This window comes from Geodermatophilus sp. SYSU D00691, assembly GCF_054050275.1.
Window position 1 is genome coordinate 25773 of record NZ_JBJGYZ010000037.1, and the last position, 15378, is coordinate 41150.

A 15378-nucleotide genomic window follows, 5' to 3' on the forward strand; every position below is an offset into this window, starting at 1 on the left:
GTGGGTCAGGTCCGCGGTGGCGGACCGTCCGCGTCTCCGTCGGGGGTCAACGCGGCCGTGACGTCGGCCAGCAGGCGTGCAGCCGTGGCGAGTTCGTCGTCGGTGTAGTCCGCGAGCGCCGCCCGGGTGCGGGCGAGGAAATCGCCCAGCACCGCATCGGCGGCGGTGTGCGCGGTCTCGGTGACCTGCAGGTGGATCTGCCGGCGGTCGCCCTCGCTCCGCACCCGCTGGACGTGCCCGGCCTGTTCCAGGCGGTCCACCAGGCTGGTCGTCGCGGCCCGCGACAGGCCCATCTCGCGGCTCAGCTCGCTGACGGTCAGTGGACGGTCGGCCCGTCGCGCGAGCACCGAGACGGCGGTGAGGTCGGTCGGATGGGTGCCGCTCTCCTCGGCCAGGCGCTGGGCGAGCCGGGTCATCGCCTCGCTGGTCTCGTGCAGCAGTGCCAGGACGCGCTTGACTCCGGGGTGGTCGGAGGTATGCTCGGTCATCGAATCATTCGATGATCGAATTATTTGATCGAGCGTCACACTGGCCCAGCCTAGCGGGGGATCCACACTCCGGAGGTCGTCATGCCGAACGCGTCATCCCGTTCCATCGGTCCCCGCCTGGCGGTCGCCGCCGCAGCCGTCGGCCAGGTCGCGCTCCCCTCCCTGCTGGCGCGACGGCTGGCCACCGTCACCGGGCCGGTGGTCCCCGACACGCGGGTGATGCCGGCGGCCGGGACCTTCGCGATCTGGGGGCCGGTCTTCGCGTCCTCGCTCGGCTTCGCCGCCTACCAGGCGGGCGGCTCCCGGCCACTGCCACCGCGACTGGGCTGGGCCCCGGTCGCTGCGTTTGGGAGCACCGCGGTGTGGGCGCCGCTGGTGGCGACCCGCCGGTTCTGGGCCGCCCAGCTGGCCCTGACCGGAATCGCTGGAGCGGCCGGGACCGCCTGGCGAAGGGTGAACGCGGTGGAGCGGACTCGGGGGCTCGACAGCGCCGAGCGCTGGCTGGTCGCCCCGCCGTTCAGCCTGCTCGCCGGTTGGGGGGCCGCAGCCACCGGCGTCAACCTGGTCGCGATGCTCAAGGCCCGCGGGATCGGCGCGACGGGCCGTGCCGAGCGGTCGACGGCGACGGCGGCGGTGACCGCCCTCGGCGCGCTCGGCGCTGCCGCGGTGCGCGCCGGGGATGCCCGCACGCTGACCGCCCGGCTGCTCGGTGCCATCGTCCTGTGGGCCCTCGGTGGCATCGCGGCCGGTCAGCGCCGGCGCCCGGTCGCCGCCGGGGTGGCGGCCGCAGCAGCGGTGCCGACGCTGGTCGCGCTCCGCTCCCGCCGTGGCTGACGGCCATCTCCGCCCGGCGTCCGGGACGCCGTCCGCCCGACCTTCCTGGAGTCCGTCATGTCCGTCTTCTCGACCGGCACCATCCAGCGCGGGTCCACCTCCTTCCTCCGGGGTCGTGGTCTTCCCGCCGTGACCGGCGCCGTCACCGCCAACCTTGGTGCCTATCTGCTGCTACGCGGGCCGTTCGACGTCGACCTGCGCGTGGCCCGGCCCGGCGAGGGCCTCCGGTCGCTGGAGGCAGGGCCGGTGGTCGCGGTCACCCTCGTCCCTGCCGTGGCCGCCACCGGCCTGGCGGCGCTGCTCCGGGACCGGCCGGGGCAACTCCGTCGGCTCTCGGTCGCGGGATGGGCGTTCGCCGTGCTGTCGCTGTGGGCGCCCCTCTCGCTGGACGTCGAGACCGAGACGAAGGCCGGGCTGGCTCTGCTGCACCTGCTGCCCGCCGCCGTGGTCCTCCCGGCCGTCACCGGCCGGCGCTCCCGCGGACGGGACGAGCAAGGCGGTGCCCCGCAGGGCCAGGTCGACCCGGCTGGCCCACGCCGCCAGCCCGGTCGGACCCGGCGGCGGCCTCGGCGTGCACAAGGCCCTGGGCCAGGTCGGCGCCTTCGCCGGTCCACTGTTGGTGGGGGGGCGTTGGCGTCACCGGCGCGCTGTGGCCGGCACTGCTGGCCCTCGCCCTGCCCGCCGCCGCCGCGATGGAGGTTCTGCTGCGGCTCCCGTCGCCTCAGTGGATCGTTGGAGCCGGGCCCGGCGGCGCGGGCATCAGACCGACCTGCATGAGGAAGCCGGCCATGTTCCAGTAGTCGCGCTGCTCGACCACCTTGCCGTCGCGCAGCCGTCCGATCGAGACACCGGGAACCCGGAAGCGGCGTCCAGTTGCGGGAACCCCGGCCTGTTCGTCCCCACGGTCTTTGGTGCCCGACATCGTCCAGACCAGCGCGAATGACTCCCCGTCGAGGAGGACCTGCTCGTTGTCGAAGCGGTAGTCGGTGGAGACGCTCGTCGCCATGCGGCCGAGGAACTCACCGGTCGCGGCGCGGCCCTCCATGCGCTCGCCGACGGCCATGTCCGTGTAGACGACGTCATCGGTCATGAACTCGAGCACGGCCGGGATGTCGTGCGCGTTCAGGGCGGCGAGGTAGGCGTCGAACCAGGCTGTGAGTTCCTCGCGTCCCCCCGTACTGCTCAACTCCACCACTCCCTCCCACGTCTGTCGTCGGGCCTGCGATCCCGTCGTCACCGCGCGTCCACCTCGCCCGTCGGGCTACAGCCAGGCCAGTGCCGCCACCACCAGGGCCTGCGTGCCGGTGTCCAGGGTCGGTTGGACGGCGGGTGCGAAGGCGGCGGAGTGGTTGACCGGGATGTCCTGGTTGACCCGGCCGGCCTGCTCGGCTGCGCCGAAAGCGCCCGGGTCGGTGCCGCCGATGGCCCAGTAGGTGTAGGGCGCGCCGAGCGCGGTGGGGATCTCGCCGAAGTCCTCGCTGGCGGGCAGTTGCGGGATGGGGACGGCCCTGTCGCCGAAGAAGGCGGTGAACGCCTCGGCCACCCGAGCGGTGGTGGCCGCGTCGTTGTCGGTGACCGGGAACCGGTCGTACAGCTGGAACTCGGGGTCCCGCGGGGAACCGGATGCGGCGCACTCGGCGGTGACGATGCGGCGGATGGCGTCCAGCGTCGCCGTGCGCGTCGACTCGCTGAAGTTGCGGATGTTGACCCGCAGTTCCGTGGAGTCGGGGATGACGTTGCTCTTGCTGCCGGCGTGGATGCTGCCGACGGTGAGGACGGCCGTCTCCCCGGGCTCGGTCTCGCCGCGACGATCGTCTGCAGCCGCAGCACGATGGCCGCGGCCTGCACCACCGGATCGACCGTCGTGTGGGGTGTGGAGCCGTGGCCGCCCCGACCGTGCACGGTGATGCGGAGGCTGCCGGCGGCGGCGAGCATCGGGCCGGCGTGGGTGCCGACCACGCCGGCGGGGAAGGGCAGCACGTGCTGGGCCAGGGCGACGTCCGGAGCGGGGATGAGGGCGGCCAGCCCGTCGTCGAGCATGCTTCGCGCGCCCTTGCCGGTCTCCTCGGCCGGCTGGAACAGCGTCACGAGAGTCCCCTGCCAGGCGTCCTGGGCGGCGGCGAGCAGGCAGCAGACGTGCAGGTCGTGGCCGCAGGCGTGCATCACCGGTACGTCGTTGCCGTCCGGGTCGGTGGCGGTGGCCGTGCAGGCGTAGGGCAGGCCGGTCGCCTCCGGCACCGGCAGGGCGTCCATGTCGGCTCGGAGCAGCACCGTGGGGCCGGCTCCGTTGCGGAGGACGCCGACCACGCCGGTGCCGCCGACCCGCTCGTGGACCTCGAACCCGGCCGTCCGCAGCCGCACGGCCACCTGCTGCGCGGTGCGTCGCTCCTGGTGCGACAGCTCCGGGTGCCGGTGCAGATCCCGGTAGAGCCCCTCCTGCCTGCCGCGCACGTCGTTCAGCCCGGCGAGCACCGTGGCGACGCGGGCGGTAGGGGTCTGCGTGGCGGTCATCGGTGCTCCGCGGGTTCCGGCTCCCTGCTTCCGCGCGGCTCAGTCCCCGGTACCACGGCGACCGTCTGGGACGCGTCCTGGGACCGGTGCACACCGCGGTGCCTGCTGCCGGCGACCGCCGCGGCGGGGCGGATCAGTGCGCCGGTGATCCACCGCCCGGGGTGGGTACGCGCGGGCTGCTTCTCCGCGGACACCGACTGCAGATCGACGTGGACGGTCACCGTCCCGCTGTCGGGATCGCGGCCGAACACCACCTGCATGGGAATGGTGGCCATGCCCAGCCCGCCGAACTCGATGCGGAACGCGTAGGGGTCGGTCTCGTCGTCCGGGTGCAGCGCGAAGCCCCTGTAGAGCGGCGGTATCGGGCTCAGGAACCGGAGGTGGAGCCGGCCGCCGCGGACCAACACCTCGAATCCCGCGCCGAGGAAGGCCTTGATCCGCACGTCGGAGAGCGGGACGGCGACGGGGTACCGGCCGCAGAGCTCGCCCCAGACCTCGGGATGCTGGGGAACGTCGCCTCGCACGGCTGCCGGGGGCGCGCCGATCAGCTCGCTGAGCAGCCGGCTCGTCTCGACCGGCAGCCATGTCTCGCCGCGGATGGTGCCGTTGCTGAACGCCATGACCCCGATCCGGTCGTCGGGGGCGAGGAAGATCTGCGACTTGAACCCGGGGAGGGTGCCCTGGTGCTCCACCGTCAGGTGGCCTCCGGCGTCGCCGCGGAGGAACGCCAGGCCCACACCCGCGAGCCGCGGATCGGGTCGGTACTGGGCCTCGAACATGCCGGCCAGCGTCGCCGGCTCGAGCACCGAGCCGTGCTCGTTGCCGCCGCCGCCGAGGAGGGCCTGCAGGTAGCGGGCCATGTCCCGGGGCGTGGAGTAGGCGGAGCCGGCGGCGGCGGTCAGGAACTGGCGCTCGGTCACCGCCCGGGGCCCGTGGGCGCGCAGCACGTAGCCGGTGGCGACCCGGGGCCGGACGATCTCGGACCGCAGCAGGTCGGTGGAGGTCATGCCGAGCGGCAGGAAGACGTGCTCGCGCAGGTACCGGTCCAGGGGCACCCCGGTCACGTCCTCGACGATCTGCCCCACCGTGGCCGGGCCGTGGTCGGTGTACCGGAACCGGGTGCCGGGCTCCGTGTCGAGCGGGACGTGTCCTCGGTAGTGCTCGGCCAGGGTGGGAACGGGGCGGCCCATCGGGACGGTCACGCCGAAGTCCCGCCGCAGGGCGGCGGCTCGGGGGACCTGCTCGCCGATGCCTGCGGTGTGGGTCAGCAGGTGCCGGACGGTGGCCGGTCGCCAGTCGGGATCGGCTGGGACCAGCCGGTAGGCGCGCAGGTACTCGTCGGCGGGTGCGTCGAGGTCGACGAGGCCCCGCTCCACCAGCTGCATCGCCGCGACGGCGGTGAAGGTCTTGGTGATCGAGCCGATCCGGAAGACCGTGTCCTCCGCGATCGGGGTCCGAGTCTCGATGTCGGCGAGGCCGTGCGCGGAGAAGAACTCCAGGGATCCGTCGCGCACGACGCCGAACGCGAGACCGACCGACGGCCAGCGGTTGAGGATCTCGCCGACCCAGGACTTCATCTCCGCCTGGCTGACCTGCGTCACGGTTCCTCCTCCACCCCAGCCGGGCCGACAGCCCGTGTCACCGGAGAGCCCGCACCCTCCCGGGCGCCCACCTTGCTCGGGCATGGCCGGGAGGGCAGGGGGCGAGCGACCCCGACCGGCAGGGCCGACGTGCCTGTTTCCCCCGCCGCGACCAGGGGAGCAGTTCACGGGCCCAGCCGGCGGGGTCCACGGTTCGGATCGGGTCTCGCACAGGCAGGACGGCGGCCCCGTGGGTCAGCCTGGCACGGGCGAGTGACCTTGGTCGTGCAGGCCGACGGCCGTGATCCCGGCGGATGGGACGACCACCTCGCGGTACACGTCGGGGCGTTGGACGGCGTTGAGCAGGCGCTGCGCCGTCGTCCGGGTCCCGGCACGGATTCCATCCGGAAGCATGACCCGTCGGCCCCGCGCCGGTGCCGACGAGGGTCCCCAGCACGTACGTCAGGGCGGCGCCGGAGCCACCGATCAGCAGCTGCCGCATCCCGGTCCACCACCACGAGCGCGTGGTCACGCGGGACACCAGCGCCCCGGCGGCGAACAAGCCGACCGCCGAGACGACCAGCGCGGGCAGGAGGCTCGCCGCACCGAGCAGGTACGGGACCAGCGGCATCAGCGCGCCGGCCGCGAAGGCCGGAAAGGACGCCACCGCAGCGAGGATCGGAGAGGGCAGGCCGCCTGGATCCCCGCCCAGCTCGTCCCGGGCGTGGACGACCCACGCCTCCTCCGGCTTCCTGGACAGCTGGCGGGCGAACTGCTCCGCCACCTCGACGTCGACGCCCAGGGCGACGTACCGCTGCGTCGGCTCTTCCTGCTCCGCCTACGGATTCGTGCTCAGTTCACGCCGTCCACGTCCAGCTCAGCTCGGGCGAGCTCCGCCCGCGCGGCGACAGAGGTGTACTCGCCCGCGGCCACCGAGAAGGCCAGCCCGGCCAGCCCGGCCAGCCCGGCCAGCCCGGCCAGCCCGGCCAGCCCGGCCAGCCCCGCCAGCCCCGCCAGCACCAGGTTCCGCTCTCCCCGCCCGCGCCGGCCACCCCGGCGATCAAGGCGAAGTTCGACAGTCACGGGGCGGGGACGGTCATCCGACCACGGCACCGGGGCGTAGGTCCCCTCTCGGCGCCATCAGCCAGACCCCGGTCGGTGGTCATCGCTCCCGTCCTGTCGCCGGTCGATCCGGGACCAACGGCGCACCGGGGTGGTGCCGTGAGCCACTGCCCGGGCCTCTCGACGGCGGCCACGCTGCTCCTGCCGAGGGGGAGGAGGGCGGAGGTGGCCGGAACGCGCACCGAGGTCGCCCGGTGGCGGCGCCGGTTGTACCGGGGGAAGCGGCCGCACCGGCTGGCCGGCCTGCTCAACCGGGCTCAGGCGGCACTGGCGGCGCGCGGTATCGGCCCGTCGCGCATCGTCGTGCTGGAGGTGGTCGGGCGGCGCAGCGGCCGGACCGTCTCGTTGCCGGTGGTGGTGGCCGACGTCGACGGCGAGCGCTACCTGGTCTCCATGCTGGGCGAGGACAGCAACTGGGTGCGCAACGTCCGCGCGGCGCACGGCCGCGCCGTGCTGCGCCACCGGGGCCGGCAGGAGGTCCTCCTCGACGAGGTCGAGCCCGACCGCCGAGCGCCGGTCCTGCGCCGGTACCTCGATCGCGCCCCGGGTGCCCGGGCGCACGTCCCGGTCGACCGCCGGGCGCCGCTGGAGCAGTTCGAGCGGATCGCCGCGGACTACCCCGTCTTCCGCATCGTCGCGCCACCGCCGGAGCGCACAGGGCCGGTCTGACCAGCACCTCGCGGGAGACGCAGCCATGACGTCCACGACCACCGAGCTGTGGCAGCTGGGAGCAGTGGAGGTGGCCGCGGCGGTCCGGTCCGGGCGGGCCTCCTGCCGCGAGGTCGTCGAGGCGCACCTGCGGCGGATCGAGGCGGTGAACCCGGCTGTCAACGCCGTCGTCGTCGTCCTGGGTGAACAGGCGCTCGACGCGGCGGACGCCGCCGACCGGGCGGTCGCCGCCGGCGACGAGCTGGGGCCGCTGCACGGTGTGCCGTTCACCGTCAAGGGGCTCGTCGACCTCGCGGGTACGCCGACCACCCAGGGTCTGCGGGCGCTGACCGGGGCGTACCCGGCCCGGGACGCGCCCGCCGTCGAGCGGCTGGAGGCCGCCGGCGCGATCCCGATCGGCCGCACCAACCTGGCCTCCTTCGGGGTGCGCTGGCACTGCGAGAGCGAGCTGTGGGGCGCCACGGTCAACCCGTGGGACCGCTCGCGCACCGCCGGCGCCTCCAGCGGCGGGGACGCCGCGGCGGTGGCGACCGGGATGACCCCGCTCGGCCTGGGCGGTGACGGCCTCGGGTCGCTGCGCTCCCCGGCGGAGTGCTGCGGGGTGAGCACGCTGAAGCCCACCCTGGGCCGCATCCCCGACGCGTCGAGCGTCCCGGGCCCCGGGTTCACACCGATCGGCGCCCAGCTGACGGTCGTGGTCGGCCCGATGGCCCGGCGGGTGGCGGACCTGCGGACCGCGCTGGAGGTGGTGGCCGGGGAAAGCTGGCGCGACCCGTGGTCGGTACCGGCACCTCTGCGCGGCCCGGAACCCGCACGACCGCTCCGGGTGGCCCTGGTGCTCGACCCGGCCGGACAGGGCACGGCCGAGCAGGTGCAGGACGGCGTGCGGACGGCGGGCCGGGTCCTCGAGGAGGCCGGCTACGTCGTCGAGGAGGTGGAGCCGCCCTCGATCGACCTGGCGGCGAGAACCGATCTGGACATGCTGAACACGCCGGAGGTGCGGGCGGCGCTGCCGGGGTTGGCGCCGTTGTGGCCTGCCGAGACCCGGCGGTTCCTGGCGGAGTTCTACGACGTCCTGGGGGAGCTGGACCCCGTGGCCGCGATGGACGCCTTCGCCACCCGGCACGCCCTGCTGCGCAGCTGGGGCGAGTTCCAGCAGACCCATCCCCTCGTCGTCGCCCCGGTGTCCACCGAGGTCCCCTTCCGGGTCGGCACCGATCTCGGCGACGGGGCCGTGGCCGACACCGTGCGCGGCATGCGCATGGCGATCGCCGTCAACGCGCTCGGCCTGCCTGCCGCGGCCGTCCCCGTCGGCGTCGCCGACGGCCTGCCGCAGGTGGTGCAGGTGATCGGCCCGCGCTACCGCGAGGACCTGTGCCTGGATGCCGCGGCAGCCCTGGAGGACCGGCTGGGGGTCCTCACGCCCATCGACCCGCGATAGGCCCGCCGGACCGGCGCCGCCGAGAGGAGCAGCAGCATGACCACCACCCTCGACCTGGACCGCAGCGGACCGGCCGTGGCGGAGCCCGACCTCCACCGCGCCGTCGCCCAGGCGCTGCGCCGCTGGCCCTCGGCCGGACTCGCGGTCGCCGTCGTCCGTGCCGGCTCCCCGCCGCTGTTCCTCGGTCACGGCGTGGCCGACGTCCCCTCGGGACGCCCGGCCGGCGAGCGGACCGTGTTCCGTGTCGGCTCCCTGACGAAGGTCCTCACCGCGGTCGCGGTGATGCAGCTGTGCGAGCAGGGGCTGGTCGACCTCGACGCCCCGGCCGCCGACCGCCTGCGGGCCTTCCGGCTCGTCCCTGCGGACGCCGGCTTCCGGCCGGCCACGGTGGCCCACCTGCTCACCCACACCGCCGGCGTCGGCTACTGGCGGCGGCGCTCCGACCTGCTTCTGCACCCCGGCGTCGGCTCGGGGAACCTCGCCCGCTCGATCGTGCCGATGGCCGAGTTCTACCGCGGCGGGCTGCCCGTCGACGTCGAGCCGGGGACGAGATGGGCGTACAGCAACCACGGCTTCGCCGCGCTCGGCCAGATCGTGGAGGACGTCTCCGGCGAACCGCTGGACCGGTACCTGCGTGCGCACGTCTTCGGCCCGCTGGGGATGGAGGACACCGACCTGGTGCTCTCCGAGCGGCTGCGGGCGCAGCTGGCCACCGGGTACACGCTCCGCCGCGGACGGCTCGCGGCGGTCCGGTACCGGGAGGTGCCCACACCCGGCAGTGGCGGCGTCCACTCGACCGCCCGGGACATGTCGCGCTTCGTGGCGGCGATGCTGCACGGTGGCGCCGGCGAGCACGGCCGCGTGCTCACCGCGGAGAGCGTGGCCTCGATGTTCCACGCTCACTTCCGGCCCGATCCGCGGGTGGCCGGCATGGGCCTGGGCTTCGACCGGCACGAGGAGCGGGGCCGGACGTTCATCGGCAAGACCGGCATCGTCTCGGGCTTCCTGTCGGCGATCGGGATGGCGCCGGACGAGGGGGTCGGCGTCGTCGTCCTGGGCAACACCGGCGGACTGGACGCCCGGGGCGCCCCCGCGCCGCTCGCCGACGCACTCGTGCGGCTCCTGGTCGGGCTGCCGGAGGACCCCGTCCGCGACGACGTCGCCCCTTCCCCGGAGGTGTGGCCGGCGCTGTGCGGCTGGTACGCCGCGGACGCCGGTCCGAACACCAACCTGTTCACCCGGCTGGCGATGGGGGCGGGCATCGAGGTGGGCGTCCGGCACCGTGAGCTCGTGCTGACCCCGCTGACGCCGGTCCCCGGGATGCGTGCCGGGATGGTGCTGCACCCCGACGACCCCTCCGACCCGCGGGTGTTCCACGTCGCGCACCCGCAGTACGGCTGGAACATGCGCGTCGTGTTCACCGAGGGCTCCCCGCCGCGGCTGTTCTACGACCTGATGTCGTTCGAGAAGCGACCCGCCCGGGAGAACCCCAGGAGGTGGGCCATGGGCACCGCGGCGGCCGCAGTAGCGGCCACCGCCGCCGTCCGCCGGTCCCGCGCCCCGTCCACGGGCGGGCGGTCCGGCCCGGTCCGCTCCAGCCGGCGGTAGGAGGCGGGGCTGCCCCGATGTGGGGTCCGGGGCGGTGCCGCCCATCGGTCGTGAGGTCGGCAGCGGGCGATGACGCCGGGGTGCCGCCTCCCGGACGCGGGTCTCGTGACCTGCCGCGCCCCTCACGGGCTTCGGTCCCGCAGACCCGGGTCACTGGTCCGCAGCGGCCGGCCCAGGGCGGCGGTTGGCTTCGTGGGGACGCCGGAATCACCGGCGGCGCTCGCCGAGAGGAACCGCCATGTCGACCCCAGCCACTCCAGATCCTCCGCCGTACGAGCGGCAGGCGCCGGGCACTCGGTACGGGCAGCAGCCGCACAGCGAGGCGCAGCCCGATGGATACCGACCGATGCCGGGTGTGCCGGATGTCGCCCAGCCCGCGCAGCCGACCGGGGAGCTGGGCCGGATGCGCCCGACCGGCATGACGATCCTGCTGGTCATCGTCACCTTCGGGATCTGGGCCTTCGTGTACTACTTCCAGGTCTTCGAGGAGATGCGCCGGCACAGCGGGCGAGGGCTCGGCGGTGTGTGGGCCCTCGTCATCTCCATCTTCTTCAGCGTGGTCACGCCGTTCTTGTTGAGCAACGAGGTCGGTCAGCTCCACGAGCGTCGCGGCCTCCAGAAGCCGGTCAGCGCGCTCACCGGGCTCTGGTTCTTCCCCGGCATGCTCATCCTGGTCGGCCCGTTCATCTGGTTCGTCCGGACGAACAACGCGCTCAACCAGTACTGGCAGGGGCTCGGCGTCCGCGAGACGACGCTCGTATGAGCCCCGCCGGGCGGGCGGGCCTCCTCGCGAGCACCGCAGTCGGCCTGATGGGGCTGGGCACGGTAGCGGTGGGCACGAGCCGCGTCGCCTTCGAGCGTCGGATGGCCGGGGAGATCGACGCGTTGCTCGCACAGGCGCGGCCTCCCGCCTCGGCGACGGTGACCGAGGGGGACCTCGCGCCGCTGCCGGAGCCGGTCCAGCGCTGGCTGCGCTACTCCGACGTCGTCGGGACGCAGCGGCCGACCACCGTGCGTCTGCGCCAGGAGGGCGACTTCCAGATGGACGGGCGGGGGTGGCGGCCGTACCGGGCGGAGCAGTACTTCACCACGGATCCCCCCGGGTTCCTCTGGAAGGCGGCCTTCCGGATGGCGCCGCTGGTCTCGGTCCTGGGGCGTGACCGGTACCAGGGCGGTCAGGGGAGCCTGCAGATGCGCGTGCTGTCCCTTCTCCCGGTCGCGGACAAGACCGGCGGTGGCCTCGACCAGGGCGATCTCCTGCGCTACCTGGGGGAGCTGCAGTGGTTCCCCGCGGCGGCCCTGGCCGACCACGTCACCTGGGAGCCGCTGGAGGAGGACGCCGCCCGGGCGACCATGAGCCACGGCGGACTGACGGCGTCGATGACGTTCCTCTTCGGTGCCGAGGGGCGGCTGATCGAGACCCGGGCGCTCCGGTACAACGACGCGCACGGCCGGAACGAGTCGTGGGCGAACAGGAACGACTCCGACGGGGAGTTCGGCGGCATCCGCGTTCCTGCGGTCGGCGAGGCGCGCTGGGAGTACGACGCGGGGCCGTATCCGTACATCCGCTGGCGGGTCACCGACGTGGAGCAGGACCGGCCGGCGCGCTACTGAGCGCCGGCTCGCGGTTGCACCGACCACGTCGTCCGGCCGCCCGCCGCAGGGATGGGGGCACGAGCACCGAAGGAGGAGGAGATGGTCGTCCTCTCAAGGATCGGATGCCGGTCCGTGCACCGAGAGGCCGAGGAACGGTCGCGGCGCCTGGCCGGGCTGGTGGGTCCGGCCCTGATCGCGATCACCGCATCGGAGGCGGTGAACCTGGACCTGGTGCGCGAGCAGTACCGCTTCGACAGCTACCTCGACGGCTCGGTCGTGTTCGTCGCCGGCCTGTCCCTCGTACGGGGTCACAACCGGTGGGTGCCGAGGTGGCCGGTGCTGCTCACCCTCACCGGTTGGGCGGCCATGCTCGGCGGGCTGGTCCGGATGTTCACCCAGCCGGCGGAGACGGGCCGTGCGGGGCCGGCCGCGTACGCCGGGATCGCGGTTCCGTTCGGGGTCGGCGTCTTCCTGACGGTCAAGGCCTATGCACGCGGACCGCACGAGGCGTAGGCCGAGATTTTCCAGTGAGGGAGACCAGGTAGCCGTCGTGTTCGGCCAGCACGACGTTGGTCCGTCGGATCACACCGCTGCGGCGCCCGGGTCGCCCAGCGGCGCCAGGAGGCGATGGACGGTGCGCCGTCCGCCACGGCCGACGTCTTGGCGCGCGAAGGCGCGCAGCGCCTGTGCCGCACCCTGCCGCCGGCGGCGCCGCTCAGTTGACGATGGCGGTCTCGGTGTCCCACAGCTCGTCAGCGGTGCCGGCCCAGCGGTACTGCCCGCCGACATGGCGGCCGTCGGGCGTGTGCTCGCCGTACTCCACGGACGCCGGGATGAAGCCGGCTGCGGCCACCAGGGCGCGTGCCAGGTCCGGTCGACCGGCAACGGCCATGCTCAGCGGCCCCTGTCGTAGCGCAGGGGCCACCCGGCGGCGAGGTCGGCGAGCACCCAGCCCAGGGCGTCCCGGTGCCCGCCACGACGGTGGGCCTCGTCGTCGGCAACGGCGGCGACGAAGTAGGCGCGCCCGCCCGCTGGCGCGTCCTGCGACCTCCCGGGCATGAGTGCCTTCCTGCTCCGCGGGTGGGACAGCCCTGCGACCCGGACTGTCTCCGGATCTCATGGCGAGCACCGTCGCAGCCGGCGGGGCGTGTCCCTGGTGGTGGCGCGTGCTGAGGCGGAGCATTCGGATCGACTGTCACCGGATCACAGGCGGTGGTGGTGATGGACCGGCTGACTGCGCAGGACCGGATGGGCCTGTGGCCCGATGAACTGGGCTGGCCGTTGGACATCGGTGCCGTGGCCGTCCTGGACGGCACCCGGCTGCTGGATGCTGACGACCGGCTGCGCCTCGACGCGGTCCGGGAGGCGATCACCCGCCGCCTGCCCGGGGTGCCTCGATTCCGCCAGGTCCTGCACACCCCGACGTGGGGGCTGGGCGGCCCGCTGTGGGTCGACGCGCCGGCGTTCGCTCTGGCGGACCACGTGAACGAGATCAGGCTGCCAGCGCCGGGCGACGAAGGTCAGCTGCTGGGTGCGGTGGAGGACCTGCGCGCCCGGCCGTTCGACCGGTCCCGGCCGCTGTGGCAGATGTGGTTCCTCACCGGGCTGCCGCAGCGGCGGGTGGGCGTGTACATCCGTGTGCACCACGCGCTCGCCGACGGCGTGGCCGGGGTGGCGACGCTGCGCGCGCTGCTCGACGCAGAGCCGGACCCGCCGCTGCCGCCCGCGCTGGAGTGGACGCCGGCGCCCCCGCCCACGGACGGAGAGCTGCTGCGGGACAACCTGCGCCGGCGCGGCCGCACGGTGCGCCGCGCGTTGCACGCAGCGGCGCACCCGGTGGCCACCGCCCGGCGGGTGCGGCGCGCCTGGCCGGCGGCGACGGGCAGCGTCCTCGGGGAGCGGGCACCACGGACGAGTCTGAACCGGCCGATCGGTGCCCATCGGCGGCTCGCCGTCGTTCGTACCGGGCTGGACACGGCCAGGCGGATCGCGCACGGCCACGACGGCAAGGTCAACGACGTGCTGCTGGCCGCCGTCGCCGGTGGCCTGCGGGAGCTGCTGCTGTTCCGCGGCGAACCCGTCGACGGCGTGGTGCTGAAGGCGTTCGTGCCGGTGTCGCTGCACACCGAGGGCACCGGGGCTGCGCGGGGCAACCAGGACGCGGTCATGGCGGTACCGCTGCCGGTCGGCGAGCCTGACCCGGTGCGGCGGCTGCAGATGATCGCCACCGACACCCGCGCCCGCAAGCAGCGCACCCGCTCACCGGGCCTCAACGCGCTGCCCTCAGACGTCCTGCAGCGGGCCGCCTGGCGGCTGGGCACACGCCAGTGGACGTACAACGTGTCCGTCACCAACGTGCCCGGTCCGCCCCAGCAGCTGTTCCTGGCCGGCGCGCCGCTGCTGGAACTCATCCCGGTCGTGCCGATCACCGGCAACCTCACCCTCGGCGTCGGCGCGCTGTCCTACATCGGGCAGCTGTCCCTCATCGCCGTGGCCGACCGGGACGCCTGCTCGGACGTCGGGGTCTTCGCCGACGGGGTGCGTACGGCGCTGCAGGACCTGGCCACCTCCGCGACACCGTCCCCCGTCCCGACGCCCCGGGACCGGAGCGACCGGGCCCCCGAGCAGGCGGCGGACCGTCGAGTCCCACCGTCGCGTGGTCCGTCGTCATGACCTCCGGACCGCTGAGTGCTCGGCGCGCACGGGGACGTCGGCCTGACGGTCGGGCTGGCGATCGTCGTCGTGGCGCGCGTCGGTCATCGGTGGATGGGGCCGCGCCAGCACGGGATGTGCAGCAGATGACCACCGCACCACAGCCTGGACGTGCACGACCTGGGTCGATCCGGGAGGGGTCGGTGTTCATCCGAACCGAGCCACGGCACCAGTGCGCTGCGACCCGGCACCGGGAGGACGTGCGATGAGCTCGACAGCACAGCGCCCTACGGAGGTCGGCCCTACGAGGGCCGACGACGTTCGGCAGATGGCCGTCGCCGCGGCCGTCTACTCGGCGCTCACCGGGCTCGCCTACTGGCGGCCGGTCGTGGGGCGGCCCGCCTGGGGCATCTTCTTCGCGATCATGGGTCTCGCCTGGAACGGGACCGTCACGGTCAAGGCGCCGGAACAGTTCCCCATGCTCGCCCGGCGTGCTCCCTGGGGGTGGTACCGGCGCGCCGGGCTCGCCCTGACGGAGCCTGCCCCCCGCGTCTTCGGGACGGTCATGACCGTGGCGGAGACGGGGGTGGCCGCCGCGATCCTGAGTCCCGACCCGGCTGCCCGGCTCGGCCTGCTGGCCACGGCCGCCTTTTCCCTCGGTATCACCCCACTGGGCCTCTTCACGTCGGGCAACCCGATTCTGGCGATGGGGGCCTTGCACCTGGCCCGGCAACCCTGGCCAACGGCAGCCTTCAGCCGCAGGCAGGGCTGAAGGCTCGCGCTCCCCACCGCACTGCTCGCCCTCGGACCCGCCTGTTCCGACGGGGTGCGGCGGCGATGGAGGGGCGTCCTCGTCGCGGACGTACTCCTCGTGCTC

17 protein-coding genes and 3 pseudogenes are annotated in these 15378 nt (G+C 74.1%); 10 read left to right on the plus strand and 10 right to left on the minus strand.

Annotated features, from left to right (window positions below; translation table 11 throughout):
- Positions 1-5: 5 nt before the first annotated feature.
- Positions 6-527, minus strand: a complete 522-nt coding sequence (locus tag ACI797_RS22655; protein ID WP_456861651.1) for a MarR family winged helix-turn-helix transcriptional regulator — start codon at positions 525-527, stop codon at positions 6-8.
- A 42-nt stretch (positions 528-569) separates the two neighbouring features.
- Here ACI797_RS22655 and ACI797_RS22660 point away from each other — a divergent pair, with 42 nt between their 5' ends.
- Positions 570-1322, plus strand: coding sequence for a hypothetical protein (locus ACI797_RS22660; protein ID WP_456861653.1), 753 nt, complete (start codon positions 570-572; stop codon positions 1320-1322).
- Positions 1323-1379: 57 nt separating this feature from the next.
- Positions 1380-2099 (plus strand): DUF6069 family protein, encoded by a 720-nt coding sequence (locus ACI797_RS22665; protein WP_456861655.1) that lies wholly within the window; start codon positions 1380-1382, stop codon positions 2097-2099.
- Here ACI797_RS22665 and ACI797_RS22670 read toward each other — a convergent pair.
- The 7 genes and pseudogenes from ACI797_RS22670 to ACI797_RS22700 all read right to left on the minus strand — a co-directional run bounded on the left by ACI797_RS22670 (position 2044) and on the right by ACI797_RS22700 (position 6433).
- Positions 2044-2559 (minus strand): nuclear transport factor 2 family protein, encoded by a 516-nt coding sequence (locus ACI797_RS22670; RefSeq protein WP_456861657.1) that lies wholly within the window; start codon positions 2557-2559, stop codon positions 2044-2046. The two genes, ACI797_RS22665 and ACI797_RS22670, sit on opposite strands and share 56 nt — an antisense overlap.
- Before the next feature lie 24 nt (positions 2560-2583).
- Complete coding sequence (locus ACI797_RS22675; protein ID WP_456861707.1) at positions 2584-2865, minus strand: hypothetical protein; 282 nt, start codon at positions 2863-2865, stop codon at positions 2584-2586.
- 147 nt (positions 2866-3012) lie between these two features.
- Positions 3013-3081: pseudogene (locus ACI797_RS22680) on the minus strand (hypothetical protein); the annotation flags it as partial.
- Between the two features lie 89 nt (positions 3082-3170).
- Positions 3171-3833, minus strand: a pseudogene (locus ACI797_RS22685) (M20/M25/M40 family metallo-hydrolase); the annotation flags it as partial.
- On the minus strand, positions 3830-5434 hold the full coding sequence (locus ACI797_RS22690; protein WP_456861659.1) for a serine hydrolase domain-containing protein: 1605 nt from the start codon (positions 5432-5434) through the stop codon (positions 3830-3832). The gene ACI797_RS22690 and the pseudogene ACI797_RS22685, both read right to left, overlap by 4 nt.
- Positions 5435-5471: 37 nt before the next feature.
- A pseudogene (locus ACI797_RS22695) lies at positions 5472-6236 on the minus strand (VIT1/CCC1 transporter family protein); the annotation flags it as partial.
- Positions 6237-6265: 29 nt separating this feature from the next.
- Positions 6266-6433, minus strand: coding sequence for a hypothetical protein (locus tag ACI797_RS22700; RefSeq protein ID WP_456861661.1), 168 nt, complete (start codon positions 6431-6433; stop codon positions 6266-6268).
- Between the two features lie 267 nt (positions 6434-6700).
- Between ACI797_RS22700 and ACI797_RS22705 the strand changes: the two genes are divergently transcribed.
- From ACI797_RS22705 to ACI797_RS22730, 6 genes are all read left to right on the plus strand, one after another.
- The gene (locus ACI797_RS22705; protein ID WP_456861663.1) at positions 6701-7204 is read left to right on the plus strand and encodes a nitroreductase/quinone reductase family protein; all 504 of its coding nucleotides are present in this window, start codon (positions 6701-6703) and stop codon (positions 7202-7204) included.
- Positions 7205-7229: 25 nt separating this feature from the next.
- Positions 7230-8645: an amidase gene (locus ACI797_RS22710; protein WP_456861665.1), complete on the plus strand. Its 1416-nt coding sequence runs from the start codon at positions 7230-7232 to the stop codon at positions 8643-8645.
- 36 nt (positions 8646-8681) lie between these two features.
- A complete protein-coding gene (locus tag ACI797_RS22715; protein WP_456861667.1) occupies positions 8682-10253 on the plus strand; it encodes a serine hydrolase domain-containing protein in 1572 nt (523 codons plus the stop codon).
- Between the two features lie 346 nt (positions 10254-10599).
- A complete protein-coding gene (locus ACI797_RS22720; RefSeq protein WP_456861669.1) occupies positions 10600-11016 on the plus strand; it encodes a DUF4234 domain-containing protein in 417 nt (138 codons plus the stop codon).
- A gap of 68 nt (positions 11017-11084) precedes the next feature.
- A complete protein-coding gene (locus ACI797_RS22725) occupies positions 11085-11867 on the plus strand; it encodes a DUF6544 family protein (protein ID WP_456861671.1) in 783 nt (260 codons plus the stop codon).
- Positions 11868-11981: 114 nt separating this feature from the next.
- A complete protein-coding gene (locus tag ACI797_RS22730; RefSeq protein ID WP_456861673.1) occupies positions 11982-12362 on the plus strand; it encodes a hypothetical protein in 381 nt (126 codons plus the stop codon).
- Between the two features lie 202 nt (positions 12363-12564).
- Here the strand turns inward: ACI797_RS22730 and ACI797_RS22735 are convergent, their stop codons facing one another.
- On the minus strand, positions 12565-12741 hold the full coding sequence (locus ACI797_RS22735) for a hypothetical protein (protein WP_456861675.1): 177 nt from the start codon (positions 12739-12741) through the stop codon (positions 12565-12567).
- A gap of 2 nt (positions 12742-12743) precedes the next feature.
- Positions 12744-12908: a hypothetical protein gene (locus ACI797_RS22740; RefSeq protein WP_456861676.1), complete on the minus strand. Its 165-nt coding sequence runs from the start codon at positions 12906-12908 to the stop codon at positions 12744-12746.
- A gap of 162 nt (positions 12909-13070) precedes the next feature.
- Between ACI797_RS22740 and ACI797_RS22745 the strand changes: the two genes are divergently transcribed.
- Together ACI797_RS22745 and ACI797_RS22750 are read left to right on the plus strand one after the other, a co-directional pair.
- Positions 13071-14522: a wax ester/triacylglycerol synthase family O-acyltransferase gene (locus ACI797_RS22745; RefSeq protein ID WP_456861678.1), complete on the plus strand. Its 1452-nt coding sequence runs from the start codon at positions 13071-13073 to the stop codon at positions 14520-14522.
- Between the two features lie 307 nt (positions 14523-14829).
- Positions 14830-15273, plus strand: a complete 444-nt coding sequence (locus tag ACI797_RS22750) for a hypothetical protein (protein ID WP_456861679.1) — start codon at positions 14830-14832, stop codon at positions 15271-15273.
- Positions 15274-15378 lie beyond the last annotated feature (105 nt).

Bases quoted from the DNA above. Each gene is read 5' to 3' on its own strand.
- ACI797_RS22720 (WP_456861669.1), top strand. From the start codon at position 10,600: ATGCCGGGTGTGCCGGATGTCGCCCAGCCCGCGCAGCCGACCGGGGAG.
- ACI797_RS22750 (WP_456861679.1), top strand. From the start codon at position 14,830: ATGGCCGTCGCCGCGGCCGTCTACTCGGCGCTCACCGGGCTCGCCTAC.
- ACI797_RS22735 (WP_456861675.1), bottom strand. From the start codon at position 12,741: ATGGCCGTTGCCGGTCGACCGGACCTGGCACGCGCCCTGGTGGCCGCA.
- ACI797_RS22665 (WP_456861655.1), top strand. From the start codon at position 1,380: ATGTCCGTCTTCTCGACCGGCACCATCCAGCGCGGGTCCACCTCCTTC.
- ACI797_RS22740 (WP_456861676.1), bottom strand. From the start codon at position 12,908: ATGCCCGGGAGGTCGCAGGACGCGCCAGCGGGCGGGCGCGCCTACTTC.
- ACI797_RS22715 (WP_456861667.1), top strand. From the start codon at position 8,682: ATGACCACCACCCTCGACCTGGACCGCAGCGGACCGGCCGTGGCGGAG.
- ACI797_RS22710 (WP_456861665.1), top strand. From the start codon at position 7,230: ATGACGTCCACGACCACCGAGCTGTGGCAGCTGGGAGCAGTGGAGGTG.
- ACI797_RS22660 (WP_456861653.1), top strand. From the start codon at position 570: ATGCCGAACGCGTCATCCCGTTCCATCGGTCCCCGCCTGGCGGTCGCC.
- ACI797_RS22745 (WP_456861678.1), top strand. From the start codon at position 13,071: ATGGACCGGCTGACTGCGCAGGACCGGATGGGCCTGTGGCCCGATGAA.